Source organism: Streptomyces sp. NPDC005963, from assembly GCF_040638655.1.
Classification (GTDB): Bacteria; Actinomycetota; Actinomycetes; order Streptomycetales; family Streptomycetaceae; genus Streptomyces.
The window spans coordinates 80,062-105,610 of sequence record NZ_JBEXVD010000002.1 but is presented as its reverse complement, the minus strand read 5'-3'; the positions used below and the strand labels follow the sequence as shown (position 1 = coordinate 105,610).

Annotated in this window: 18 protein-coding genes; 7 read left to right on the top strand and 11 right to left on the bottom strand. The window is 71.3% G+C overall.

Annotated elements, in window-relative coordinates:
• The first annotated feature begins 3 nt into the window (after positions 1–3).
• A complete protein-coding gene (locus ABZ348_RS03675) occupies positions 4–3,549 on the top strand; it encodes an SAV_2336 N-terminal domain-related protein (protein WP_358928959.1) in 3,546 nt (1,181 codons plus the stop codon).
• 112 nt (positions 3,550–3,661) lie between these two features.
• On the opposite strand, the gene ABZ348_RS03670 is transcribed toward ABZ348_RS03675, so the two are convergent.
• The 9 genes from ABZ348_RS03670 to ABZ348_RS03630 all read right to left on the bottom strand — a co-directional run bounded on the left by ABZ348_RS03670 (position 3,662) and on the right by ABZ348_RS03630 (position 15,213).
• A complete protein-coding gene (locus ABZ348_RS03670; RefSeq protein ID WP_358928957.1) occupies positions 3,662–7,549 on the bottom strand; it encodes a multifunctional oxoglutarate decarboxylase/oxoglutarate dehydrogenase thiamine pyrophosphate-binding subunit/dihydrolipoyllysine-residue succinyltransferase subunit in 3,888 nt (1,295 codons plus the stop codon).
• Positions 7,550–7,849: 300 nt separating this feature from the next.
• The gene (locus tag ABZ348_RS03665) at positions 7,850–8,944 is read right to left on the bottom strand and encodes an ATP-binding protein (RefSeq protein WP_358928955.1); all 1,095 of its coding nucleotides are present in this window, start codon (positions 8,942–8,944) and stop codon (positions 7,850–7,852) included.
• Positions 8,941–9,678 (bottom strand): response regulator transcription factor, encoded by a 738-nt coding sequence (locus tag ABZ348_RS03660; protein WP_358928953.1) that lies wholly within the window; start codon positions 9,676–9,678, stop codon positions 8,941–8,943. Before ABZ348_RS03660 ends, ABZ348_RS03665 begins: the two co-directional genes overlap by 4 nt.
• A gap of 91 nt (positions 9,679–9,769) precedes the next feature.
• On the bottom strand, positions 9,770–10,471 hold the full coding sequence (locus ABZ348_RS03655; protein WP_358928951.1) for a spermidine synthase: 702 nt from the start codon (positions 10,469–10,471) through the stop codon (positions 9,770–9,772).
• Between the two features lie 322 nt (positions 10,472–10,793).
• Positions 10,794–11,426, bottom strand: a complete 633-nt coding sequence (locus ABZ348_RS03650) for a hypothetical protein (protein ID WP_358928949.1) — start codon at positions 11,424–11,426, stop codon at positions 10,794–10,796.
• Positions 11,423–12,742, bottom strand: a complete 1,320-nt coding sequence (locus ABZ348_RS03645) for a hypothetical protein (protein ID WP_358928947.1) — start codon at positions 12,740–12,742, stop codon at positions 11,423–11,425. Before ABZ348_RS03645 ends, ABZ348_RS03650 begins: the two co-directional genes overlap by 4 nt.
• A 124-nt stretch (positions 12,743–12,866) precedes the next feature.
• Positions 12,867–13,676 (bottom strand): ABC transporter ATP-binding protein, encoded by an 810-nt coding sequence (locus ABZ348_RS03640; RefSeq protein WP_358928945.1) that lies wholly within the window; start codon positions 13,674–13,676, stop codon positions 12,867–12,869.
• Positions 13,673–14,542, bottom strand: coding sequence for a zf-HC2 domain-containing protein (locus ABZ348_RS03635; RefSeq protein ID WP_358928943.1), 870 nt, complete (start codon positions 14,540–14,542; stop codon positions 13,673–13,675). Before ABZ348_RS03635 ends, ABZ348_RS03640 begins: the two co-directional genes overlap by 4 nt.
• Positions 14,539–15,213 (bottom strand): RNA polymerase sigma factor, encoded by a 675-nt coding sequence (locus ABZ348_RS03630; protein ID WP_358928941.1) that lies wholly within the window; start codon positions 15,211–15,213, stop codon positions 14,539–14,541. The genes ABZ348_RS03635 and ABZ348_RS03630 overlap by 4 nt, the downstream gene beginning before the upstream one ends.
• A gap of 233 nt (positions 15,214–15,446) precedes the next feature.
• Here ABZ348_RS03630 and lon point away from each other — a divergent pair, with 233 nt between their 5' ends.
• Complete coding sequence (gene lon / locus ABZ348_RS03625; protein ID WP_358928939.1) at positions 15,447–17,861, top strand: endopeptidase La; 2,415 nt, start codon at positions 15,447–15,449, stop codon at positions 17,859–17,861.
• A gap of 286 nt (positions 17,862–18,147) precedes the next feature.
• Positions 18,148–18,987: a pentapeptide repeat-containing protein gene (locus ABZ348_RS03620; protein WP_358928937.1), complete on the top strand. Its 840-nt coding sequence runs from the start codon at positions 18,148–18,150 to the stop codon at positions 18,985–18,987.
• Positions 18,988–19,052: 65 nt separating this feature from the next.
• On the opposite strand, the gene ABZ348_RS03615 is transcribed toward ABZ348_RS03620, so the two are convergent.
• The gene (locus tag ABZ348_RS03615; protein WP_358928935.1) at positions 19,053–19,856 is read right to left on the bottom strand and encodes a lysozyme; all 804 of its coding nucleotides are present in this window, start codon (positions 19,854–19,856) and stop codon (positions 19,053–19,055) included.
• 348 nt (positions 19,857–20,204) lie between these two features.
• Between ABZ348_RS03615 and ABZ348_RS03610 the strand changes: the two genes are divergently transcribed.
• On the top strand, positions 20,205–20,636 hold the full coding sequence (locus tag ABZ348_RS03610) for a MarR family transcriptional regulator (RefSeq protein WP_358928934.1): 432 nt from the start codon (positions 20,205–20,207) through the stop codon (positions 20,634–20,636).
• Positions 20,637–20,707: 71 nt separating this feature from the next.
• Here the strand turns inward: ABZ348_RS03610 and ABZ348_RS03605 are convergent, their stop codons facing one another.
• Entirely contained in the window at positions 20,708–21,496 is a 789-nt protein-coding gene (locus ABZ348_RS03605; protein WP_358928932.1) for a hypothetical protein, read from the bottom strand.
• Positions 21,497–21,869: 373 nt separating this feature from the next.
• On the opposite strand from ABZ348_RS03605, the gene ABZ348_RS03600 reads away from it, so the two are divergent.
• The 3 genes from ABZ348_RS03600 to ABZ348_RS03590 are packed head-to-tail and all read left to right on the top strand — an operon-like array spanning position 21,870 to position 25,545.
• Positions 21,870–24,653 carry a nitrate- and nitrite sensing domain-containing protein gene (locus ABZ348_RS03600; protein ID WP_358928930.1) on the top strand — a complete coding sequence of 928 codons (2,784 nt, stop codon included), beginning with the start codon at positions 21,870–21,872 and terminating at the stop codon, positions 24,651–24,653.
• A complete protein-coding gene (locus ABZ348_RS03595) occupies positions 24,650–25,132 on the top strand; it encodes a roadblock/LC7 domain-containing protein (RefSeq protein ID WP_358876063.1) in 483 nt (160 codons plus the stop codon). The genes ABZ348_RS03600 and ABZ348_RS03595 overlap by 4 nt, the downstream gene beginning before the upstream one ends.
• On the top strand, positions 25,129–25,545 hold the full coding sequence (locus tag ABZ348_RS03590) for a DUF742 domain-containing protein (RefSeq protein WP_358928928.1): 417 nt from the start codon (positions 25,129–25,131) through the stop codon (positions 25,543–25,545). Before ABZ348_RS03595 ends, ABZ348_RS03590 begins: the two co-directional genes overlap by 4 nt.
• The last annotated feature ends 4 nt before the right edge of the window (positions 25,546–25,549 follow it).

The window sequence follows — 25,549 nt, the reverse complement described above, 5'->3', positions numbered from 1 at the left end:
GCCATGGGCTCACCGCGAAGGCCCGAGGACCCCGCGCAGGCCCCGCACCCCCGCGGCACCCCGGCGGCGACCCCGCCCGACCGGTTGCCGCCGGACACCCTCCACACCCTCCTGACCGCTCTGACCGCCCGGCTGCGCGCGGCCGACCTCGCCCCCACCGCGAAGGAGCTCGCCGACGCACTGTGGCTCGCCGGCCACACCCCCGCCGCAGGACTCCGGCCACCTCCCGCCGTCACCCCCGTCGACCGCCCGGGTGACCGGCCGCCGCCGACCGAACCCGAGGCGCGTCCGCCGACGGACGTCCACAACGCGGACGAACACCTCCGCTCACGGGGACGCACCGCCGCCCCGCCAGCGCCCACCCGTACCACCAGCCTCTACGGCCCCGCACCCATCGAGGGCACCCCCGTCACCCCGACGGGCGAGCCACGACGTCGGATCCCGGTCCCGCACCCCGCCGTCCTCCCCAACCCGCTGGCCCTCGAACGCTCGCTGCGCGCCCTCCAGCGCTACCGGCCGCCCACCCGCCCCGAACGCCGTGCGCTCGATGAGACCGCCACCGCCGAACGCGCCGCCGACACCGGGCTCGTCGTCCCCGTGTTCGCCGCCCGCCGCCGACGCGAAGCACACCTCGCCCTCGTCATGGACGACTCCAGCTCCTCGGTGGTGTGGCGCGGCGCGTTCGAGGAACTCCGACAGATCTGCGAACGCGCCGGCGCCTTCCGGGACATCGTCGTCCACCGCATCGACCCGCACACCCCCCTGCCCACCGACCTCGGCGACCCCTCGGGCCGCCGGCTCACCCTGGTGCTCAGCGACTGCGTCGGACCGATGTGGCGCAGCGGACGGCTCCAACAACTCCTCCACACCTGGGCGGCGAACGCGCCGGTCGCCGTCGTCCAGCCACTGCCCCAGCGGATGTGGGCCCGCACCCACCTCCCGGCCCGCCCCGGAGTGCTGCGGCGGCGCGAGGGACCCGCGGGACGGATGGAGTTCACCGTCCGGGGCACCGGCCGGGCCACGGTCCCACCCGCCGGCGGCATCCCCATCCCCGTGCTCGCCCCGCGCCGCTCCTCCTTCGAGGCGTGGACCCGGCTCGTCACCGGAGCCACCGGGCAGACCCTGCCCGCAGCCGCAGCCATGGTCCTGCGGCGCCACCCACCGGCCGTGGAGCGCCCCCGCACGACGGTCGACCTCGAACCCGCCGAACGCGTACGCGCCTTCCGCAAGAACGCCTCACCGGCCGCCGCCCAACTCGCCGTCTACCTGGCCGCCGTCCCCCTGATGCTGCCGGTGATGCAACTCGTCCAACGCGCCATGCTGGTGCGCAGCGGCCCCGACGTCCTCGCCGAAGTGCTCCTCAGCGGGCTGCTCCGGCGGGACGACAGCGGCCCGACCGAGGCCGAGGGCGGCCCCGCGTACGCCTTCCTCGACGGCGTACGGGACGAACTCCTCGGCCAACTCGGCGCCAGCAGTGCGGCCCTGGTCCTCAAACACAGCTCCGACTACATCGAAGCGCGCTACGGGCGGACCGTACGCAACTTCCCCGCCCTGGCCGCGGCCTTCCTCACCGGCGCGGTCCCCGCACCCACCCCGGTCGACCCGGCGGCCCTGTCCCACCTCGCCGACCAGGACGGCCCGGGGCTCTGGGCCTTCGCCCAGGTCTCCACCCAGGTCCTGCGCCGCCTCGGCACCCCGCCGCCCTCGACGGTCCCCGACAGCCTGACCCACAGCGGACCGGCCGCCCTGGTCGCCAAGGCCCGTGCCGCCTACACCCACTTCGGCGAGCACGGCACCGTACGCGATCTGGACACCGCGATCCGACTGCTCGGCTCCGCCACCCAGGAGGAGCGACGCACCACTGAACGGGCCGCACTCTTCGAAGAACTCGGCGAGGCCCTCCTCCGGCGCTGGCTGGTCAGGCCACTGCCCGAAGACCTCACCGCCGCCCTGGACGCCGCACAGAACGCCATCTCCGACGGCCCGCCGCGAGCGCACCTCACCCTCGCCCGCGTCCTGCACACCATGGCGGAGGAGGTCGCGACGGGACGCCTTGACACCAAACTCGTCCCCGACTGGGTCTGGGTCCAGTCCGGGGCGACCGACGAACCCGTCCGACGCAGGGAGTCGGCTGCCGCCGTACTGCTCTCCGCCGCCGACAGCAGCCTCGCCGAGTTGACCGTGCCGCCCGAGCAGTACGACCGCCGGTACGAGGACATCGCGGTCACCGCGGCGACCACGCGCATCCGGGTCCTGCGGCGCCTCGCGGCCCTCGGCGCACCACACGGCCTGCGACCCCCCGCACCGACCGAGGTCCAGGACCCCCCAGACCGGACGCCCCCGCCCCGACACCGCGGCGACGACCGCCCGCGACCGGCCCGACAGCCCCAGGCATCCGCGGGCGAGTGGTTCACCGCCACCCTGCGGATCGCCGTCGGCGTCGTCCAACGGCTCCTCGACCGGGCCGCCAACACCGAGGAGACCTATCCCGACGGCGACCCCGGGACCCAGCCGTCCGAGCGACGCGAATCCGCATTGCTGCTGCGCGGCGGACTCTTCCTCGACCTCGCCCGCCACCACCGCGGCGAAGGGCCCGTACGACCCGCGGCCGTGGATCCGACGACCGCCCGCGAGTACGCCGAACGGGCCGGGGAGGACCTCCACGCCGGCATCGACGGCATGGACTGGGACGCCGTCGACCCGAGCGAACTGTGCCGGGCCTGGCTGGACTACGCCGACGCCATCGAACTCGCCACCGACCTCCTCGACGACGACGCCAGACTGCGCATCCTCCAAGCCCTCGACCAGGCCCGTCGCTCGGTCGGCCAGGACGAGAGGTCCCGGGCGGGCATCCTGCTGCGCATGGCCAGGCTGCTGGAGCAGCGCTACCTGTCCACCGGCAGTTGGGCCCACCGCGACTCGGCCGTCGCCGCCTGGACCGAGGCCCTGCCCCTCCTCGCCCGGCGTGATCCGAACCGGGCCGCCGTCCTCACCTCCCTCGGACGACAGCTGACGGAACGCGGCGTCGACAAGGACACCGCCACCGACGTCCACGCCGCGGTACGGGCCCTGCGGGCCGCGATCGAGGCCACCGGGCCGGCCGACCCGGAACTCCCGCGGCGGCGCGCCCTCCTGGGGCAGGCGTACATCGAACGGTTCCGCGCCGACGGCAAGCCCGCCGACCTCCAGTTGGCCGACTGGGCGCTCGGCGCAGCCGCCCGTACCGTCGACGACCCGGAACTCGCCGCGTACGCCTGGTGGTACCGGGCCCTGTGCTCGGCGCTGCTCGCCCGGCACGCTGGATCCGCCGCCCGACTCCAGTTGGCCGTGGACTACTGCCACCGGGCCCAGCGGGGGCCCACCGGGCTGCTGGAGACGGCCGTGATGACCCACTGGGCCCGCGCGGGACGACTGGAGCGCACCGGAGGTCCCGAGCGGGCGCTCGACGAGCACCGGGCGGTGTTGGCACTGCTGTCCGCGGCGGGCGTCAAGACCGGGACCGGACTGCTCCGCAGGGAGGTCGCCCGACTGGAAGCCGCGACGGGGTGAGCGCGAGGCCCACAGGCGCGGCCCGGGCACGAGGGAGCGGCCCGGGCACGAGCGAGGGGCCCGCCCCGCGCCTGCGCGCGGAACGGACCCCTCGGCCCTCACCGGAATCGGATCAGGCGTCGAAGACCTCGTTCACCAACTGCTGCTGCTCCGCCTGGTGACGCTTGGCGGAACCCACCGCCGGCGACGAGCCGTGCGGACGCGAGATCCGCCGCAGCCGCTCGCCGTGCGGAATGTCCGCACCGACGGCCAGGTCGAGGTGGTCGATCAGATTCAGCGCGATGAACGGCCACGCACCCTGGTTCGCCGGCTCCTCCTGCGCCCACAGGTACTTCTCGGCGTTCGGGAACTTGGCGATCTCGGCCTGGAGCTCCGCGCCCGGCAGCGGGTACAGCCGCTCCAGACGGATGATCGCCGTGTCCGTGATGCCGCGCTTGATCCGCTCGGCGTCCAGGTCGTAGTAGACCTTGCCGGAGGTGAAGACCACCTTGCGCACGGCCGTCGGGTCCACCGAGGCGTCGCCGATCACCGGACGGAAGCCGCCGGTCAGGAACTCGTCCACCTTCGACGCCGCCGCCTTCAGGCGCAGCATCGACTTCGGCGTGAAGACGATGAGCGGCTTGTGGTGCGGGTTGTGGACCTGCCAGCGCAGCAGGTGGAAGTAGTTCGACGGGAGCGTCGGCATCGCGACCGTCATGTTGTTCTGCGCACACATCTGGAGGAACCGCTCCGGGCGGGCGGAGCTGTGGTCCGGCCCCTGGCCCTCGTAACCGTGCGGCAGCAGCAGGGTGACGCCGGAGGTCTGGCCCCACTTCTGCTCGGCCGACGAGATGAACTCGTCGACCACGGTCTGGGCGCCGTTGACGAAGTCGCCGAACTGCGCCTCCCACATCACCAGTGCGTCCGGACGGGCGAGCGAGTAACCGTACTCGAAGCCCATCGCCGCGTACTCGCTCAGCAGCGAGTCGTAGACGTTGTAACGGGCCTGCTCGTCGGTGAGGTAGAGCAGCGGGGTGTAGTCCTCGTTCGTCACCTGGTCGACGAGCACCGCGTGCCGCTGGCCGAAGGTGCCGCGACGCGTGTCCTGGCCGGACAGCCGGACCGGGGTGCCCTCCATCAGCAGCGAGCCGATGGCCAGCGTCTCGCCCATGCCCCAGTCGATCGTGCCGTCCTCCACGGAGGACGCCCGCCGCTGGAGCTGCGGCAGCAGCCGCGGGTGGACGGTGATGTTGTCGGGGATGTTGACCTGGGACTCGGCGATCCGCTTGACGACCTCCTGGGAGATCGCGGTCGTGACCGCCACCGGGAACTCCGCCTGCGCGTCCGGGACGAGCGCCGGGGCCGGGTGGCTGGTCGCCTCGCGGACCTCCGCGAACACCTTCTCCAACTGGCCCTGGAAGTCCTGGAGCGCCTGCTCCGCCTCTTCCAGCGTGATGTCGCCGCGACCGATCAGGGACTCGGTGTAGAGCTTGCGCACCGAGCGCTTCTTGTCGATCAGGGCGACCATCTGCGGGTTGGTGAACTGCGGGTTGTCGCCCTCGTTGTGACCGCGACGGCGGTAGCAGATGAGGTCGATCACGACGTCCTTGTTGAACGTCTGGCGGAACTCGAACGCGAGCCGCGCCACCCGCACGCACGCCTCGGGGTCGTCACCGTTCACATGGAAGATCGGCGCCTCGATCATGCGCGCCACGTCGGTGGCGTACATCGAGGAGCGGGAGGACTCCGGAGCTGCGGTGAAGCCCACCTGGTTGTTGATGACGACGTGGACCGTGCCGCCCGTGCGGTAACCGCGCAGCTGCGACATGTTCAGCGTCTCGGCGACCACGCCCTGTCCGGCGAAGGCCGCGTCACCGTGGAGGGCGACCGGCAGGACGGTGAAGTCCGTGCCGCCCTTGTTGATGACGTCCTGCTTGGCGCGGGCGACACCCTCAAGCACCGGGTCGACCGCCTCCAGGTGGGAGGGGTTGGCGACCAGCGAGACCTTGATCTGCTCGCCGTCCAGACCGGTGAAGGTGCCCTCGGCGCCCAGGTGGTACTTGACGTCGCCGGAGCCGTGCATCGACTTCGGGTCGAGGTTGCCCTCGAACTCGCGGAAGATCTGCGCGTACGACTTGCCGACGATGTTCGCCAGCACGTTCAGCCGGCCGCGGTGGGCCATGCCGATGACGACCTCGTCGAGCCGCGACTCGGCGGCCGAGTCGATGACCGCGTCCAACAGCGGAATGACGGACTCGCCGCCCTCCAGCGAGAAGCGCTTCTGACCCACGTACTTGGTCTGGAGGAACGTCTCGAACGCCTCAGCGGCGTTCAGCCGGCGCAGGATGCGCAACTGCTCCTCGCGCTCCGGCTTGGAGTGCGGGCGCTCCACCCGGTCCTGGATCCACTTGCGCTGCTTCGGGTCCTGGATGTGCATGAACTCGATGCCGGTGGTGCGACAGTACGAGTCGCGCAGGACGCCCAGCACCTCGCGCAGCTTCAGCAGCGACTTGCCGGCGAACCCGCCGACCGCGAACTCGCGCTCCAGGTCCCAGAGCGTGAGGCCGTGCTCGGTGATGTCCAGGTCGGGGTGCTTGCGCTGGCGGTACTCCAGCGGGTCGGTGTCGGCCATCACATGGCCGCGGACCCGGTAGGAGTGGATCAGCTCGAAGACCCGTGCGGCCTTGGTGACGTCGTCGTCGTGCGAGGCGTCGATGTCCTTGAGCCAGCGGACCGGCTCGTACGGGATGCGCAGCGCCTCGAAGATGTCGTCGTAGAAGCCGTCCTCGCCGAGGAGGAAGTTCGCCACGACCCGCAGGAACTCGCCGGAGGCCGCACCCTGGATCACCCGGTGGTCATAGGTGGAGGTCAGGGTCATGACCTTGGAGATGCCCAGCTTGTTCAGGGTGTCCTGCGAGGTGCCCTGGAACTCGGCCGGGTAGTCCATCGAGCCGACGCCCATGATGACCGACTGGTTGGGCATCAGACGCGGCACGGAGTGGACGGTGCCGAGGCCGCCGGGGTTGGTCAGGGAGACCGTGACCCCGGTGAAGTCGTCCATCGTCAGCTTGTTGCCGCGGGCGCGGCGAACGATGTCCTCGTACGCCTGCCAGAACTCGAAGAAGTTGAGCGTCTCCGCCTTCTTGATGGCGGCGACGACCAGCTGGCGGTCACCGTTCGGCTTCACCAGGTCGATGGCGAGGCCGAAGTTGACGTGCTCCGGCTTGACCAGCGTCGGCTTGCCGTCCTTCTGGGCGAAGGAGTAGTTCATCGACGGCATGGCCTTGAGGGCCCGGACCATCGCGTACCCGATGAGGTGGGTGAAGGAGACCTTCCCGCCCCGGGCGCGCTTGAGGTGGTTGTTGATGACGATGCGGTTGTCGAAGAGCAGCTTCACCGGGACGGCGCGCACGGACGTGGCCGTGGGCACCTCCAGCGAGGCGTTCATGTTCTTCGCCACCGCGGCGGACGGACCGCGCAGCGTCACGAACTCGGGGCCGCCCGCCGACTCGGCCGGCGGCGCCGCCTTGGCTGCGGGCGCCTCCTGCTTGGGTGCAGCAGCAGCGGCGGGCTTTGCCGGAGCAGCCGCGGGTGCGGGAGCCTGCTGCGGCGGCGCGGCCTGCTGGGTGACAGGCGCGGGTGCCGCGGGGGCCGCCGACGTCGCGGCCTGCGCGACCGGGCGACCCGGCTGCGCCGCGCCGTTGGCGGGCGCCACGGCGGCGGGTGCGGCGGGAGCCGGTGTCACCGGTGCCGCAGCGGGCTCAGCCGCGGCCTCCGGGGACGGGCTCGCGGTCGCAGCCGTGTTCTCGGCGCCGGGCTTGTAGTCGGCGAAGAAGTCCCACCAGGCACGGTCTACCGAATTCGGATCCTGGAGGTACTGCTGGTAGATCTCGTCGACGAGCCACTCATTGGCACCGAAAGCGGCGGAGGGATCAATGCCCTGCGCGCTTTGGTCGGTCGTGGGGGCACCGCCCGGCCGAAGGTCGGGGGAGCTGGAATTACTGGGGGACTGAGACGACACGGCGGCAACCGCCCTCTTCCGCTTCACAAGGTGGTGGACAGCGGGAATCAAGGCTACGCCCCTAGGGGCGGGAGGTGCAGGCTGGATGGGGCATCGTCGCGCAAGTCACACCGAAAGACGGGTTTCGGGGCCGAGAATGGCGGGAAACAAGCGCGTTTTGCCGTCGGTGCGGCTATCGCTCCCCCGTGAGCGGCCCCCGCGGCGCACCGCGGCCTTTCAGACCGGGGCCGCCCTCTCTGACCTCGGCGTCCCCGGGGGGCGGACAACCGTCCCGTACGGAAGAGACCCTATGTCAAAGCGTCAACCGCGGGGTTGCGGAATCCCGGGAAGGGTGACCAGGATCCGACACCCCCTGGCTGATTCGGCCACCCCGATCCGCCCGCCGTGGAGGTCCACGGCCCAGCGGGCGATGGCCAGACCGAGCCCGGTGCCGCCGTCGCTCCCCTTGCCGTGCGGAGCGGCCACTTTGCCCCGGTTGAAGCGTTCGAAGACCCGGTGCCGCTCCTGCTCGGGGATGCCCGGTCCCTCGTCGACCACTTCCAGCTCCAACGATTCCGGTTGTGCGCCACGGCGGGCCCGCACCGTCACCCGCCCGTGCGGGGGCGAGTGCTTCACGGCGTTGTCGATCAGATTGGCGACGACCTGGTGGAGCCGCTCCGCGTCCGCGTGTGCGGTGAGCTCCGGCGGCCAGACGTCGAGGTGCAGATGCACATCCGTACGGGTGTGGTGCCCGGACCCCGAGGCCAGACCGCGGCGGGCCGCGGCCAGATTGGACTCCTTCAGCACCCCCGACAGATAGGGCCACACCTCGAACCGGGTCGCCCGCAGCGGAAGGACTCCGTTGTCGAGCCGGGAGAGGTCCAGCAGGGTCTCCACCAGCCGCCCCAGCCGCTCGGTCTGCTTCAGCGCGGTCCGCATGGTCTCGGGGTCCGCCGCGGACACCCCGTCGACCACGTTCTCCAGGACCGCCCGCAGCGCTGCGATGGGGGTGCGCAGTTCGTGGGAGACATTGGCGACCAGTTCCTTGCGGTGCCGGTCGACGGCCTCCAGGTCGTCGGCCATGCGATTGATCGTGGACGCCAGATCGCCGAGTTCGTCGCGGCGGTCGGCTCCCCGCACCCGACGGGTGAAGTCGCCGTGCGATATGCCCTTCGCCACCCGGTTCATGTCGTCCAGCGGCGCGGTGAGCCCGTGCGCCACGAACTGCGTGATCAACAGGGTCGCTATCACGGAGAAGACGGTGATGAAGCGCAACTCCGTCGACGTGCGCAGGGCGACCAGGACCAGTCCCGTGGTGATGAAGACCGATACGACGACCAGCATCCCCAACTTGGTCTTGATCGAGATGGAGACGGTGCGCCGCTCGGACGGCCCCGGCCGGGGGTGGCGCCTCATGGAGCGGGCGTCTCCAGGGCGTACCCGACCCCGTGGACGGTGCGGATGCGTTCGGCGCCGATCTTGCGGCGCAGCGCCTTGATGTGGCTGTCCACGGTCCGGGTGCCGGAGGCGTCGGCCCAGTCCCAGACCTCGGCGAGCAACTGCTCCCGGGACAGGACCGCGCGGGGGGTGTTCGCGAGGCAGACCAGCAGGTCGAACTCGGTGGGGGTCAGATGGACGTCGTCGCCGCGGACCCGCACGCGGCGCTGGGCGTGGTCGATCTCCAGTTCCCCGAGACGGAGGATTCCGCTGCGGGGTGTCACGGCGGCGAGCGCCGCCCGCTCGACCCGGCGCAGCAGCACGTGCACCCGGGCAGCCAGTTCCCGCATCGAGAACGGCTTGGTCATGTAGTCGTCCGCTCCGACTCCGAGGCCGACGAGCATGTCGGTCTCGTCGTCACGGGCGGTGAGCATGAGGACGGGGACGGGTCGCTGGGCCTGCACCCGGCGGCACACCTCCAGCCCGTCGAAGCCGGGCAGCATCACGTCGAGCACCATCAGATCGGGCTGCCACGCCTGCGCGGCGTCGACGGCCGCCGGGCCGTCGGCAGCGGTCTGGACGAGGAATCCCTCGGCCCGGAGCCGGGCGGCGATGGCGTCCACGATCGTGGTGTCGTCCTCGACGACCAGCACCCGGCGCTGGGCCGCCGGCGTGGCGCTGGCGCCGTTGTGGGTGGTCTGCGTCTGTTCCATCGCCCGCCCCTGTGAGCGCTCTCATGAGGTTTACGCTCGTTGTAGATCCGGTGTGTAGCTCAGCAGCGTAAGGGCATACATGGGCTCGGGGCTACGCAGGGTGAATGGCGAGGTGGACCACGTCGGGCACGCCTCGGGCCACGGGGATCTCCTCGGTCCGCACCCCGCTGAACCCGGCCTTCCGTAGGGCTCGTTCAAAGGCGGGCGAGGGTTGCGCGGACCATACGGCGAGTACGCCCCCGGGTCTGAGGACCCGACCGCACAGGGCGAGGCCGCGCGGCGTGTAGAGGGCCTCGTTGCCGTCCGTCACGGTCCAGTCCGGGCCGTTGTCGATATCCAGACACAAGGCGTCGTAGCGCTCGTTCGTGGAGCGCAGGTGCGCCAGGAGGTCGGCGCGGACGATCACGCTGCGGGGGTCGGCGAGTGCGGGGGCGGAGATACGGGCGAGCGGTCCGGACAGATGCCAGTCGACGATCGCTTCCTCGCGCTCGACGACGGCGATATGTCGCCATCGCGGATCGGCCGCGGCCCGGGCGAGCGAGAAGCCGACCCCCAGCCCGCCGATGAGCAACGCGGGCTCGTGCTGCCCGGCCAGGGCCTCGGCGGCTGCGTCGATGAGCAGCCGTTCGGAGCGCCCGTCGGATGTGTCCATCAGAAAGCAGCCGTTGGCGATGATCTCGTGGTGCTCCCCGCGCTGCCGCAGCACGACCTCGCCCCACGGGCCGTCGCGCCGGTCGAGGGTCACGGGGAGGGGCGCGGCGAGGGCGGTGACGGGGTGCGAGGACGGGAACACGGGTGACCTCCGGTCGATGGGGTGGTGGTCATCGTGGTCTCGATATCTGCACTTGGCATCTGCTTTAGGCCAAGGCGAGGTGTTCGGGGTCAATGGAGGGCGCGCGGTGTGCGGTGGGGTGGTACGGGGTGCTCTGGGGGCGCATGGGGCGTGCGGGGGCCCGGACATCTGGGGTGAGCCGAGCGACGGGCGTACTCCACGGGTGGCCGGACGGGCCTGAGACGGGCGCGGTGGGTGCGGTCGGTGCAGGGGACCAACAGAGCGGGGCCTGCTCGTCTGCTGTGTGCGGTCTGCTGCTGCCTCGCCCCCGCGGCGTGCTCGTTCACGGTCCTTCGCGCCGTGCTCCTCGCCCCGCATGGAGGACGGCTCCCGCCGTGAACAGAGCACCCGCCACCAGCCACGTCCACGACGCCGCGCCCGGCTGGAGCGCCCATGCCCAGACCACCAGCCCACCCGTACGGGCGTGGGGCGCCGCAGTGAAGGCCATGACCGCGTACACGCTCACCGGCAGCCAACTAACCCGTGCCCCGCACAGGGTTGTGGCAAGCGTGACGAGCCCCATGGCGCCCAGCAGGTTGCGCACCGCCGCGGGGGCACCGGAATCGCCCGGTGCCCCCGGCACGGCCAGTGCCAGCAGGAGCGCGGCCAGCGAGGTGAGGCCGAGCAGATGCACCAGCCGCCTCGGCCACCAAGCCCTCGCCGACAGTCGGTCCAGCTCGTCGCCGGGCGAGGGGAGAGTGCTGCCTACGACGACCGAGGCCAGCAGCGGAGCGAACACGATTGCCGGAGCCGAGGCTCCCTGGTCCCACCGCGTCTGCCCGGTTGACCAGTCGCCGGCCCTGGCGGTGAGCAGGGCCGTCGCCACCAACAGGGCGAGGGCGGCGGGCAGCCTGCGGGAGCGGCAGTAGAGAACCAGGGCACTGGTGGTACGGCCGTGTCCGGTGGGAGCGGTCATGGCAGCGGAACCTTCTCGGGCCGGCAGACCTCCGATGAGAGGAAGGCCAGATAGCGGGTGAGGAAGGCGTGCTGCTCGGACGGGGGCAGAGCGTGGAGCCGGGCCGCGTGCTCCTTCGCTTCCGGCCAGGGAGCGGCGTCGAAGACGGCGGAGGGCGCCAGCCACTGCACCACTCCCATACCGACTCGTTGGGCACGAAGGTGGCTGGCGCTGTCACCGCCTCCCGACCGGCACTCCTTCATGATCAGTTGGCCGACCGCCCAGTTGGCGTACTCGGCGGGCTCCCGCAGCCGTCCCCGCAGGGAGAAGAACCCGGGCGGCGGTAGCGGAGCCTCCCCGGCCCGGGTGCGCTGTGGCCCGCTCACCCAGCGGCTGGGGGCGTGCGGAATGCCGTGGAGCCTGGCATTGGCTCCGTTCAGGGCAGCGGTGACCTGTGGCAACAGACTCCGGTCCCGAGCACTGACACAGACCTGGGGCGCGCCCCCGTCACAGACGAGCCGGCCGGCCCGAGGGTCGGGGCGCCAGGGCCCTTCCTCGCCGGTCAGCAGTGCTGCGGCAAGCGCGGCGGCCGTCAGCGGCACCAGCGCGACTGCGCGCCGCCGCGCTGCGAAGACCAGGAAGATGGCGCAGGCCAGCCCGCCGGTCCACATGATCGATGCAGGGGCGTACCACCACACCGGGGCGTCCCAGCGTGGAAAGTACTGCTCGGCCGGGTTGAGCCAACTCCGGGCCCCGGTGTAGGAGAGCGTTCCGAAGCCCAGATAGACGAGCCCTCCGAGCGCGGGCGCGGTCAGCCGCCAGGGCGCCAGCCGACCCACGACGAATCCGACGATTCCCAGTGAGGCGAGCGCACAGGCGTCCGAGACGATCAGCGAGAAGGAGGGGCGACCCCAAGCGCCCACGTAGGGCCATGCCGCCAGCAGCGCTCCGGCTGCCGCCGTCAGATAGCCGACGGCGGGCCAGAGCGCACTTGGCACCGCTGCCGTGAGCGCCTGCCGCAGCGGGCTGCGTGCGCCGCCGGCCAGTAGTTCGCCCGTGCCGTGCCGGCGCTCCCGGCCGCCCTGCCAGCAGCCCGCAGCGATGCTGATCGGTCCGCCGACGAGAAGGGCCAACGGACGCAGCAGATCGGTGACGTCCCTCCAACTGTTCTGCCAACCCGGCAACTCGTCGGCCTGGTCGACCAGGGCGATCCCCAGCGCGATGGCCATGGCCAGACCGCTCCAGGGGCCGACGCCGCGGCGCAACTCGACGACAGGCGGGCCAGTGAGCTGGGGACGGCGGTTGATGGCCCCAGCGAGGTCGTCCGGACGGCTCATGAGCGTCCCTCCACCGATGTGTCCGGAGCGATGCGGCACCGCGGCGCCGCATCGGCGGGCCACACGTGCGCCAGCAGACCCGGGTCCCAAGTGCCCTCGTCCGGCGGACGGTGTCCGGTGTGCTTCACCGCGCCGCCCCCGCGCCGCCGCGATGGGCGAGCATGGCTGCGGCGTATCCCCGTTCGATGGCGCCGGTCGTCCCGGAGCCCGTGTCATCGGCCGACCCGCCCAACTCGGTCAGGGAGGCCGTGGTCCCGCGGTACGCGATCCGTCCCGTCTCGATCAGCGTCACCTCGCTACAGGCCGCCACCACGTCCTCCACCAGATGGGTCGAGACGATCACGGTGGCGTCGGTGCCAACCTCGCGCAGCAGGGCCCGGAACTCCACCCGCTGCTCCGGGTCTAGGCCCGCGGTCGGCTCGTCGAGGAGTAGCAGCTCGGGTTCGTTGACGAGGGCCTGGGCGATGCCCACGCGTCGGAGCATCCCGCCCGATAGCGTCTTCACCTTGGCATCGATGCGGTGGGTGAGCCCGACCCTGGCCACTGCGGCCGCCACGGCGCCGGGGACCGTGTGCGCGGGCACCTCCTTCAGCCATGCCACGTAGGACACGAACTCCCGCACGGTAAAGCCGGGGTAGTAGCCGAACTCCTGCGGTAGGTACCCCAGCCGCCGCCGCACCTCCGTGCGGCCCTGGTGCGTCGAGACGTCGTGGCCCAGGAGTTCGACCCTGCCCGCTGCCGGTGGTACGACCGTGGCTAGTACCCGGATTAGGGAGGTCTTCCCGGCTCCGTTCGGCCCGACTAAACCGTGCACGCCGGGGTTGAAGACTAGGTCGACCGCGTCCAGCGCGATCGTGCGCCGGTGCCGTACGGTCAGACCGGCCGTCCGGACGGAACCGGTCGTCGTGTCCGTGCGCGAAAACAAGAACTTCACACCCTCTCCAGGTGATCGAACGAGGAACGGCGGGCAATGAGCAGCCCCCCGCACAGCACGGCCAGGGCGGCCCAACCCCCTTGGACACCCGACCCCGACACCAAGCGCGCCAACTGGTCCGCCAACAGGTGGGGGTCAGCAGCGGGCAGGGTCGGTACGACCGCGACCGTCAGCCAGCCACACGCCAGCACTCCTGCCGCGGGCCGGCAGCCGATGTATGAGCCCAGTGCGAGGGCGGCGACGGTCAACGCCAGTCCCGGCAGTAGCCAGGCCGTCGCGCCGGGCATCGGTGGGGAACCTGCGGACCGGGGGATGAGAGCGCCTGCCGCCGTCAGTAGCGGGATGCTCACAAGCAGCACAGCCACGGTCCGGGTCAGCAGGAGTCGCAGCCCGCCGGACGGCGTCGACGCGGCGATCTCGTACAGCGGATCCGCGCGGCGCCCGTAGGACAGTGCCACTCCCGCCAGGGGGACGGCGGGCGCCACGACCAGCAGCAGCGGTCGGCCTGAGACCAGGTCCATCCCGTGCGCCAGGCCCACGGAGCAGCCCACCACGAGCACGACCGCCACGAGCCAAGCGCTGTGCAGGGCGGGCCCGGCCGCCCACATCATCCGAGCGCTCCACTGCACCCGTCCCGGTACGGCGGTGGCCCGAGCCAGCACCGCTCTGCGCATCTGGTCGAGCACCGGGCCGGCCGCACCATTGCGGACCGCGGTGGACACCCGGGCCGCGCACGGTCCGCACGTTTCGATGTGTGATTCCAGCGAGCGGGCGGCGGGCGCCAGGGCTGCGCCATCCGCGTAGAGACGGGCAAGCGGTTCGTCGACCTGCCGGCAGTTCGTCCGCCGGCTCCGCCGTCGGCTCATGCGATCCCTCCCAGAGTTTGTGTGTCCGGAGCGAGTCGGGCCAGCGCCGCCCGCAGTTCGCGACGGGCCCGTAGCGCGCGGGTCTTGACGGTGCCTTCCGGTATGCCCAGCAACTGGGCGGTCTCGCGGGTGGTGAGTCCGTCGATGACCGTGGCGCGCAGCACGGCCCGCAACTCGGCCGGGATGCTGTCCAGGGCCGCGCCCACATCGCCGTACTCCAATCCGCTGAGCACCCGTTCCTCGGCGGACGGCGTGCTCTGCTCGGAGATCGAGCGCGCAGGATCGGCCTGGGCCGGTGCTCCGGGGCATTGGCGGGCCCTCGCCCTTCCCGCGTCCGCCAGCCGACGGGTCGTGATCACCCACAGCCAGCCGCCCACCTCCCCGCCCCGGTGTGTGCCCGCGGAGCGCCAGACGGTGACGAAGGTGTCCTGGAGGACCTCGCAGACGGTTTCGGGATCGCCGCAGCGTCGGGTCAGCCGGGCGTGCAGCCAGCCTGCGTGTCGGTCGTAGAGCGCGGCCAGCGCGTCGGGGTTCCCGCGGGCGACGGCCCGCAGCAGGGCCGCGTCGTCAGGTGTCTCGGGTTCGCTCTCCCGCCGCGCTGGCCAGCGCGGCCAACGCCGTGGCCTCGGCTCCGGCGCCCGTCCGGAACGGCGCAAAGGCGATTCCGGCATTGCTGGCCCCCGCCACGCTTCGCGTTCTGATCCCCCTGAGGGGTGGTTCCCTCTCACACTCCTCTATCGGTCAGCGGACGGCAGCTGGTTCACGGCCAGGCGAAAGGCCAGCTCAGAGGCTTGATCGAGATGATCGCCCAGAGCGAACGGGGTGCCGGGAACATCTGGGGGGCGTCCTGCATTGAGTGGGTATTGAGTCGACAGAGCTCAACTTCACTGCCTAAGGGGAGATCATGGCTGCTGAGTCCCAGACGTTCACACCGCTCACCCTGCCCGTGCTGCCGCTCGATGACGAGGTCGTGCTGCCCGGAATGGTGGTGCCGCTGGACCTGACCGACACCGAGGTGAGAGCAGCGGTGGAGGCCGCGCAGGCCGCCTCCTCCCGCTCCGAGAACAGCAAGCCCGCGGTGCTCCTTGTTCCACGGGTCGACGGCAACTACGCCGGGATCGGTGTGCTCGGGACGATCGAGCAGGTCGGGCGACTGTCCGACGGTGATCCCGGAGCGCTGATCCGCGGCCGTGGCCGCGTGCGCATCGGCGCGGGCACCACCGGGCCCGGGGCCGCCCTGTGGGTCGAGGGCACCCGTATCGACGAGACCGTGCCCGACCCGCTGCCCGGCCAGATCGCCGAGTTGGTGAAGGAGTACAAGGCCCTCGCCACCGACTGGCTGAAGAAGCGTGGGGCCTGGCAGGTCGTGGACCGGGTCCAGCAGATCGACGACGTCTCCCAGCTCGCCGACAACAGCGGGTACTCGCCGTTCCTGACCACCACCCAGAAGATCGAGCTGCTGGAGACGGCCGACCCGATCGCCCGGCTGAAGCTCGCCACCGAGCAGTTGCGGGAACACCTCGCCGAGCAGGACGTGGCCGAGTCCATCGCCAAGGACGTGCAGGAAGGCGTCGACAAGCAGCAGCGCGAGTTCCTGTTGCGCCGTCAGCTCGAAGCCGTCCGTAAGGAACTGCGCGAGATCAATGGCGAGGACGGCGAGGACGAGTCCGACGACTACCGGACCCGCGTCGAAGCCGCCGACCTGCCCGAGAAGGTGCGCGAAGCCGCCCTCAAGGAGGTCGAGAAGCTGGAGCGGGCCAGCGATCAGAGCCCCGAGGGCTCCTGGATCCGCACCTGGCTGGACACCGTCCTCGAACTGCCGTGGAACGAGCGCACCGACGACCAGTACGACATCGCGGGCGCCAAGTCCGTCCTGGACGCCGAGCACGCCGGTCTCCAAGACGTGAAGGAGCGGATCACCGAGTACCTGGCCGTGCGCAAGCGGCGTCTCGACCGTGGGCTCGGGGTCGTCGGCGGACGGCGCGGCGGAGCCGTGCTCGCGCTGGTCGGACCTCCCGGTGTCGGCAAGACCTCGCTGGGCGAATCGGTCGCCCACGCCATGGGACGGAAGTTCGTCCGGGTCGCCCTCGGCGGCGTGCGGGACGAGGCCGAGATCCGGGGCCACCGGCGCACCTACGTCGGCGCGCTGCCCGGTCGGATCGTCCGGGCCATCAAGGAGGCCGGCTCGATGAACCCGGTCGTCCTCCTCGACGAGATCGACAAGGTCGGCTCGGACTTCCGGGGCGACCCGGCCGCGGCCCTCCTCGAAGTCCTGGACCCGGCCCAGAACCACACCTTCCGTGACCACTACCTGGAGGTCGAGCTCGATCTGAGCGACGTCGTCTTCCTGGCCACCGCCAATGTGCTGGAGGCCATCCCGGAGGCGCTGCTCGACCGGATGGAACTCGTCCGGCTGGACGGCTACACCGAGGACGAGAAGGTCGTCATCGCCAGGGACCACCTGCTGCCGCGCCAGCTGGAGCGGGCCGGCCTGGAGAAGGACGAGGTCGTCCTGGAGGACTCGGCGCTGCGCAAGCTCGCGGGCGAGTACACCCGTGAGGCGGGCGTGCGAAACCTGGAGCGCTCCGTCGCCAGGCTGCTGCGCAAGGTCGCGGCCCAGCACGAGCTCGGCGACCGGGAGCTGCCGTTCACCATCGGAGCGGAGCAACTGCGCCCGCTGATCGGACGGCCGCACCACGTGCCGGAGTCGGCACAGGACCCGGCCGAACGGCGTACCGCCGTGCCCGGTGTCGCCACCGGACTCGCGGTCACCGGCGCGGGCGGCGACGTGCTCTTCGTCGAGGCGTCCCTGGCCGACCCGGAGACGGGGGCCTCCGGGCTCACCCTCACCGGACAGCTGGGCGACGTGATGAAGGAGTCGGCGCAGATCGCGCTGAGCTTCCTGCGCTCGCGCGGGGCCGAACTGGAACTGCCCGTGGGTGATCTGAAGGACCGGGGCGTCCACATCCACTTCCCGGCCGGTTCGGTGCCCAAGGACGGTCCGAGTGCCGGCATCACCATGACGACCGCGCTCGCCTCGCTGCTCTCCGGGCGGCAGGTGCGCACCGACGTGGCGATGACGGGCGAGGTCTCCCTGACCGGTCGGGTCCTGCCGATCGGTGGGCTCAAGCAGAAGCTGCTGGCCGCCCACCGGGCGGGCATCACCACCGTGGTGATCCCCAAGCGCAACGAGGCGGACCTGGACGACGTGCCCCAGGAGATCCTGGACACGCTCCGGGTGCACCCCGTGACGGACGTGCGGCAGGTGCTGGAACTGGCCCTGTCCCCGGCGGACGTACTGGTTCCGGCAGCGGCCTGAGCCACGGCCGGCCCCCGGGCGGGGCGTTCCCCGCCCGGTCCGGCCGGCCACACCTCCCCTAGAGGTCGGTCCGGCCGGCCACACCTCCCCCAGGGGAGGAGTCCCCCCGACGGAAGGGGCCGCACTCTCCCCTGCGGCCCCTTCGCCCTGTGCCCCACCGCCGGCGGCACGGGCGCTCCGACCACCCGGACCCACGCCACAGCAGGCGCGCACCGGGCGCCCCCGCACAGCTCCCGGACCGCCGCCAACAGCGCGGCGCACTCCCGCGACCACGCACAATGGGGCCATGGAGTCCACTGAACGGCAGGCCGACGCCCTCACCCTGCGGGCCGACTGCACCAACTGTTTCGGCCTGTGCTGTGTGGCCCTCCCCTTCGGCCGTTCCGCGGACTTCGCCGTCGACAAGCCGGCCGGCACCCCCTGTGCGCAACTGAACGATGACTTCGGCTGCTCCATCCACACCCGACTGCGCACCAGCGGATTCACCGGATGCACGGTCTACGACTGCTTCGGCGCCGGCCAGAAGGTCTCCCGGGTCACCTTCGGCGGCGAGGACTGGCGCCGGAATCCCCGAGCGGCGCCCGCCATGTTCGCCGCCTTCCCCGTCGTACGACAGCTCCACGAACTGCTCTGGTACCTCACCGAAGCCCTCACCCTGGCCGCCGCCCGCGAAGTGCACGGCGCGCTGCGGGAACTGCTCGCCGAGACCGAAGACCTGACCCTCCTGGCCCCTGACGGCCTCGCGGCACTCGACGTCCCGGCCCATCGCCAGCGCGTCAACGTCCTGCTGTTGCGCACCAGTGAACTGGTACGGGCCGGCGCCCGCCCGGCCGGTAAAGGGCGCCGCCCCAAGGACCGGCGCGGCGCTGACCTCATGGGCGCCCGACTGCGCGGCGCCGATCTGCGGGGCACGAGCCTGCGCGGCGCCTATCTCATCGCGGCCGATCTGCGCGGCGCCGATCTACGACGAACCGACCTGATCGGCGCGGACCTGCGGGACGCCGACCTCTCGGGTGCCGATCTGACGGGTGCGATCTTTCTGACCCAGCCGCAGCTGAACGCGGCCCGCGGCGACGGCGCGACCCGATTGCCGACCGCACTGGAGCGGCCCGCGCACTGGTCCTGACCCACGGGCCACGACCGTACGCGGGCCGGTCCTGGCGACCCCGTCCGGTACGTCCGGCGGATGGCTCAGCCGTTGGCCAGGGCCACGACCCGATCCAGCGCTCCGTTGAACTTGTTGTGATCGCCGACGAGCGGCCCGGACGAGGTGTACTGCCACATGGTGTGCACCGACCAACCGGCCGGCAGGGCGCCAGGGGCGGTGTCGTACCGGGCGATCCACAGCGGGTTGACCGCGCCGAAGCCGGCGTAGTTCCCGGTGCACTGCGTCCACCAACTCGTCGCCGTGTAGATCACGGGGTCCCGTCCGGTGCGGCTCTTGTACCGGGTGAGGAAGTCCCTGATCCAGGTGACCATGCCGGTCTGGGTCTTGCCGTAACAGGCGTCTCCGTACGGGTTCCACTCGATGTCGAGCGCACCCGGCAGGGTCCGGCCGTCCGGGGACCACGCCCCGCCTCGGTCGATGAAGTAGTCGGCCTGGGCTGCTCCGGTCGCGGTGTCGGGCGTGGCGAAGTGGTAGGTGCCGCGGATCATCCCGACGTCGTAAGAGCCGTCGTACTGCTGGGTGAAGTAGGGGTTCTTGTAGTAGGTGCCCTCGGTGGCCTTCACAAAGGCCCACTTCACACCGCTGGTCCACAGCGCGGGCCAGTCGACGTTGCCCTGGTGGCTGGAGACGTCGACGCCCTCGGTCTGGGTGGCTTCCGGCTCGGGGCTGCGCCGTTGTGGCGGCAGGCCCCCTTCGCCGTCATGGGCGACGACGCCCATGCCCAGGTGCGCCGATCCACGGGGCGGGATGTCGCTGGCCCCGGCGGCGGAGGGGAACGTGACAAAGAGGGAGAGGGCTACGAGAAACGCGCCGGACGTCGCTATCAACGAGCGGCGCGGTCTCCCTGACGGGGGAAATGGTGGTTTTCTTCCTGGTCTGTCCACAGGCATAGCGTGCCTCTGAACCGCTCACCGGGATCGATTGCCTGTGATGTCCTGACATGCCTGAACGGAGCAATATGGTGTGCACACGCCATCCCGCACTCCGTGCACCGAACGCGGAGGGACGGAAGGCGCACACGGGGGCGCCGTCGACCCGCGCCTGCGAAATACTGACCGGGCCGCGCAGCTGACCACCGCCGGCGAGGACTTTTCCCAACGGATCAGCGTACGAGGGGTGTTGACGTGCACAGAAGTGGTACGGGGAGCGAGACGGAGCCCCACGGTGCAACGGATGTGGACCGTGCATTCCTCGCCCTGGAAAAGGAATTGGCCGTCTTCCTCCGCCGCGCCCGTGCCTCCTCGGGGGACATGGCCCGTGCCGTGCACCCCGGACTGGAGCCCGCCGCCTACGGGTTGCTCGTGCAGTTGGAGGCGACGGGGGCCCAGCGGGGCACGGACCTCGCGGCCTACTTCGGCGTCGGCAAGGCCACGATGAGCCGTCAGCTGCGTGCGCTCGAAGAGGTGGGACTGGTGTCCAGGGAGCCCGATCCCGCGGACGGCCGGGCATCACTCGTACGGCTCACGGAAGAAGGTCTGGAGCGGTTCCGCCGAGTGAGGGACGCCCGGCGGGCGACCTATGTGCGCAAGTTGGCCGCGTGGGACCGCGGGGAGATCGCGGAGCTGGCGAGGCTGCTGCACCAACTGAACGTCACTGCGGAGTCCTGACCGACGCGCTCGTGGGGTCCCCGACGGGGCACCGGCGCCTCCGCTCGGTGTCGGAGAGCCAGGCCGTCCCGCTACAGCTCTGCGAACACCACCGCCGCGTCGTCGTGGAGCTTCCACCGGACGACCCGTCCGCTCTCCTCCACCCCGGTCTCCACCGTCCGCACCCGGTCGATCAGCCCCTGGGCGCCCTCCTTGCGCAGCACCCCCAGACAGGCGCCCCAATCGCCCTCGTCGAACATCTCCACCCAGCGCGAGGCCCCGTCCGTGAGGGCCGCCAGTGCCCTGACCCGATTCCTCGGCGTGCTGCCCGTCACCGCTCGGGCCGCGACCCCCGGATCGGCGGCTGCGGTGAAGAACCCGCCCTCCGCGTTGCGCAGGCGATCCGCCGACGCATGGGTCCGGAGGGACTCGCGGGGCAGCCGGTCGATGCGATCGTCCAGGACCGCCCGCACCTCTCCCTCGGGGGATTCCAGCAACAGGACCGAGTCCGAGAGGACGAGGTGCTCCACCTCGCCCGAGGGGCCGCCCCAGCGCGCCATGACGACGGTTGCCTGAGGCGTTCTCACGTGAGAAAGGTCACAGCCGATCCGATGAACATCGGCGGTGCGTCGAATTGCCGCCGCGAGGATCTCGGTCAGGGGATCTTCTGGCAGAGAAACGGACAGTTCGAGCAGGGCCCCGCCCAGTCGAGCGGTAAACCAGGGGACTCCATGCTCACAGCCGTAGTCGCCCTCCGGAGGGGTCACTCCATCCAGGGCGACGAGTGCTCCACCCTGCCCCGACGCGGGCAGCGCCACGGCTGCCCAGTCCTCGTTGGGGCGGTCGGCCGAGCCGGGCGAAGTGGCGAGTTCGATGCGCATGACACTCAGTCTGCATCAGTCGTTCACGTTGCCTGCACAATCGTGCAAACCATCCGTACGGCCAGGTCAGGGGGTGTTCGCCGGTCCTGAACCGGCGAGAGGCGAAGCTGCGGGCGCGCATCCTGTCAAAGCACGGCCGGAAGATCCAGTCAGTGTCCATTCCTGACGCCCGGTCGCAACCGAGAGGAGTTGTTCGCCAACTCCCTGGTGTTGTTCACTCGTTCAGGTGGCGGAGCGGCCGATGTGCACCTCCCTCCCAAATGCACTGGAATGGTCTTAAGTCATGCCAGGGGTGGGATCAGGTGTATGACCGGTCGTCACCTCTGCTTCACGGTTCAAAGGGCGGACGAGTCAAGCAGGATTGCGAGCACCGGTGCAGAAGAAGCGGCCTCAGGCCCCCCTGGTTCCTGAGACGTTCCAGGCACAGCCCGTCCCGCCGGCCCCCGTCGCGTACGGCCGGGTCAAGCGCGTGCGCAGCCGGCTGGTCGCGGGCGTCGCCCTCGTCAGCCTGGTCGTCGTCGGCGCCGGGCTGCCCGGAGTCCTCGCGGTCTCGGCGGAACTGAACGAGTCCCAGCGGCTGGTCACCCTCGCCGAACTCAACCGACAGGCCGTCACCCTCGCCCACTCGCTCGCCGACGAGCGCGACGAGGTCACCGCGTTCATCGCCGCGGGACGCGAGGAGCAGGAGGCGGAGGCCGGCGACAAGGACCGGCGCGAAGTCACCGCCAACCGCAGCGCCCGGGTGGACCGGCAGATAGACGAGATCACCGCGGCCATACCCGACGACCGCGCCGGGCTGCGCAGGGAACTGGCCGCCGTTCCGTCCGTGCGCCGTGATGCGATGACCGGCAAGGGCACGGCGATGGAGGCCCACCGCGCCTACACCACCGTCATCACCGGACTCCACGCGCTCGCCGTCGAACTCGCCGACGAAACGCCCTCCCGCGCCCCGGGCGCCACCGCGGCCACCCGCGCTCCCGCCGCACTCGGACTCGCTGCCGAGCAGGCGTCCGCCACCCGCGGGCTGCTGCTGGCCGCCCTCTCCGTGCCCGCGGGGAAGGTCGAGCAGGAGATCGACCCGATCAGCGGACTCCCCGTCGAAAGGGAGACTGAGGAGTCGAAGGCCGCCGCCGAGATCCGCAACGCCCTGAGCTCCGGGGCCCAGCAGTCCCGCGTGAGGGAACTCGCGGCGCTCGCCGACTTCGACCAGGCCGCCGGCAAGGACGCCCGTGAGTCGCTGGCCGCCACGGTCACCGGCGCCGAGGTGAAGACCGCCGAGGGCTACCTCACCAAACTCACCGACCAGCCCCAGCTGTCCGAAGGCGACCGGAAGTCCAACCGGGAGAAGCTGGAGTCCTCGCTCACCGCCCGCATCGAGTTGATGCGCGGCATCGAATCGTCCCTCGCGTCCGACCGGATCATCGGGTTCGAGCAGCTTCGTGACGACGATGTCACCGCCCTGGAGATCCGCATCGCGCTCCTCGGCGGCACCCTGCTGCTGACCATCGGCGCCCTGGCCGCCATCGCCCGCACCCTCACCCGCCCGCTCGCCGTGCTGCGGATCGGCGCGGCCCGGCTCGCGGCGTCCCCCGACACCGAGGAGCCGGTGCGCTTCACCGGGCGCAACGATGAGTTCGCCCAGGTCGTGCGCTCCCTCAACAGCCTGCACGGCAAGGTCGTCGAGCTCGGCGCCCGCGCCGAGCAGTTGGAGGACGACCGGGGCGAGCTGGCCGGTGCACGGGACCTGGCGGCTGCCCAGCTCGCCGCGGCCCGTGCCGAGATGCGTCACAACGCGGCCGAGCTCACGGCGGAGCTCGAACGGCTGCGGCACACGGTCGACCACACCTTCGTCAACCTTTCGCTGCGCACCCTCGGGCTCGTGGAGCGCCAGTTGGGGGTGATCGAGAAGCTGGAGGAGCGCGAGCAGGACCCCGAGCGGCTCGCCACCCTCTTCAAGCTCGACCACATGGCCACGGTCATGCGCCGCCACAGCGAGAACCTGCTCGTCCTCGCGGGCGCCGAGCACGGCCACACCCACACCGGCCCGGTGCCCCTCGTCGACGTGCTGCGCGCCGCGGTCAGCGAGATCGAGCGGTACGAGCGGGTGGTCATCCAGTCGCTGCCGCCGCACGCCCAGGTCGCCGGCTTCGCCGCGGACGACCTCAGCCACCTGGTGGCCGAACTGCTGGAGAACGCGACGTCGTTCTCCCCGCCGGACGCCCAGGTCGAGCTCTCCGGCTGGCTGTTGGAGAGCGGCGAGATCATGCTCTCGGTCCAGGACAGCGGCATCGGGATGACCGCGGGACGCCTCGCCGAGCTCAACGTCCGGCTGGAGGACCCGGAGTCGTACGAAGCGGCCCCCCCGGCCGCATCCGGCCGTGACGCCGAGGGGCTCGGGCTGCGGGTCGCCGCGCTGTTGGCCGCCCGGCACGGCGTGCGCGTACAACTGCGCGAGCAGGCACAGGGCGGGGTCGCCGCCGTGGTGGTCCTGCCCCAGGGCCTGCTGCCCAAGGGCGCGCACGGCGAGCACCGCCCCGGTGCCCAGAACGCCGACACGGCCGCGGTCCACCTCCCCGGTTCGGTCGCCGAGGCCAACTCCAACACCCTGCCCAGCACGCCGCGTCAGCCGCTGCCCGGACCAGCCCCCGGTCCGTTCGTCGACCCCCTGGTCGAAGCTGCCGAAGCGGCCGTGCGCGCTGCCGAGCCCGAGGTGCACGAGAGGGCCGCGGACAGCGCTCCGGAGACCCAGGGGCCCGATGAGCCCACGTTTGAGATGCGGCTCCCCGAGCCGGAGCAGTATCCGGTCATGCCCGGCCAGGCGACGCCCGTCCGGTCGGTCGAGCCGGTAGCGTCGGATCCCGCGCCGGCCGGGGACCCCGCGCCGGCCGAGGCGCCCGGGCCGCTGGCCGGTCCCGCGCCCGTCTGGGACCGGGTCACCGACAAGGGCCTGCCCAAGCGCACCCCCAAGGTGGTCAAGCCCGCCGCCGCACAAGGCGAGCGGACCGGCAGCGTTGACGCCGATGCCCTGCGACGCAGGCTCGGCGGATTCCAGCGCGCTGCCGACGAGGGCCGCCGAGAAGCCGAAGCGGAGCTGGCCCAGGGCGCGCGCAAGGCGACAGAAGAAGCGGGGGACACAGTCGAGGAGGCACGCAGTTGACTGCGACCAGCACGTTCGGCCTGAGTAGTGAGGCCCGCAATCTGCACTGGTTGCTGAGCAATCTGGTGGAGGAGGTGCCAGGTCTACGCTCGGTGGCCGTCGTATCGTCCGACGGGCTCTTGCTGCTGTCGTCCGACCCGGCCCAGAACGCCGTCCCCCTCGGGGCGGTCCACCGGGAGGGCCCCAAGGGCTCCAGCGCCGACCTCGCCACCATCGTCTCCGGGATCGGCAGCCTGACCATCGGCGCCGCCCGGTTGATGGAGGGTGGCGGGGTCAAACAGACGATGGTCGCGATGGAGGGCGCCTGCGTGTTCATCATGTCGATCAGCGACGGTTCACTCCTCGGCGTCAGCGCCGACGCCGACTGCGACATGTCCGTCGTCGCCTACCACATGGGCCTCTTCGTGGGCCGGGCCGGCCATGTGCTCACCCCCGAACTCCGCAGTGAACTGCGCCAGTCCCTGGAGGGGGCTCGATGACCGCCACCGGGCCCCACGCCATCGGCCCCTCGGGGCTGCCGGTCCGCGGTGAGAACCGCCGCCCCGCCCGCGTACGGCCTTACTCGCTGACCGGCGGACGGACGCGATTCGGCCATGTCCTGCTCGTGGAGACCTTCGTGGCGGCCATCGATGCGCCGCCGGAGCGCCCCGAGCTCACCCAGGGCAACCCCCGGGTCATGCCCGAGCTCCAAGCGATCGTCGAGCTGTGCCGCCGGATGCGTACCGTCGCGGAGATCTCGGCGCTCCTCAAGATGCCGCTCGGTGTCGTCAGGGTGCTGTTGAGCGATCTGGCGGACCAGGGAAAGATTCGTGTATATGGCACCGGGCAAGGCTCGGGACGCCCCGAACGCGCACTGCTGGAAAGGGTGCTGAGTGGACTCCGCCGCCTCTGAGACT

Coding starts and splice junctions, on each gene's coding strand:
- ABZ348_RS03605 (WP_358928932.1), bottom strand. CDS start 21,496: ATGCGCATCGAACTCGCCACTTCGCCCGGCTCGGCCGACCGCCCCAAC.
- ABZ348_RS03650 (WP_358928949.1), bottom strand. CDS start 11,426: ATGACCGCTCCCACCGGACACGGCCGTACCACCAGTGCCCTGGTTCTC.
- ABZ348_RS03665 (WP_358928955.1), bottom strand. CDS start 8,944: ATGAGGCGCCACCCCCGGCCGGGGCCGTCCGAGCGGCGCACCGTCTCC.
- ABZ348_RS03645 (WP_358928947.1), bottom strand. CDS start 12,742: ATGAGCCGTCCGGACGACCTCGCTGGGGCCATCAACCGCCGTCCCCAG.
- ABZ348_RS03630 (WP_358928941.1), bottom strand. CDS start 15,213: ATGCCGGAATCGCCTTTGCGCCGTTCCGGACGGGCGCCGGAGCCGAGG.
- ABZ348_RS03635 (WP_358928943.1), bottom strand. CDS start 14,542: ATGAGCCGACGGCGGAGCCGGCGGACGAACTGCCGGCAGGTCGACGAA.
- ABZ348_RS03590 (WP_358928928.1), top strand. CDS start 25,129: ATGACCGCCACCGGGCCCCACGCCATCGGCCCCTCGGGGCTGCCGGTC.
- ABZ348_RS03620 (WP_358928937.1), top strand. CDS start 18,148: ATGGAGTCCACTGAACGGCAGGCCGACGCCCTCACCCTGCGGGCCGAC.
- ABZ348_RS03675 (WP_358928959.1), top strand. CDS start 4: ATGGGCTCACCGCGAAGGCCCGAGGACCCCGCGCAGGCCCCGCACCCC.
- lon (WP_358928939.1), top strand. CDS start 15,447: ATGGCTGCTGAGTCCCAGACGTTCACACCGCTCACCCTGCCCGTGCTG.
- ABZ348_RS03660 (WP_358928953.1), bottom strand. CDS start 9,678: ATGGAACAGACGCAGACCACCCACAACGGCGCCAGCGCCACGCCGGCG.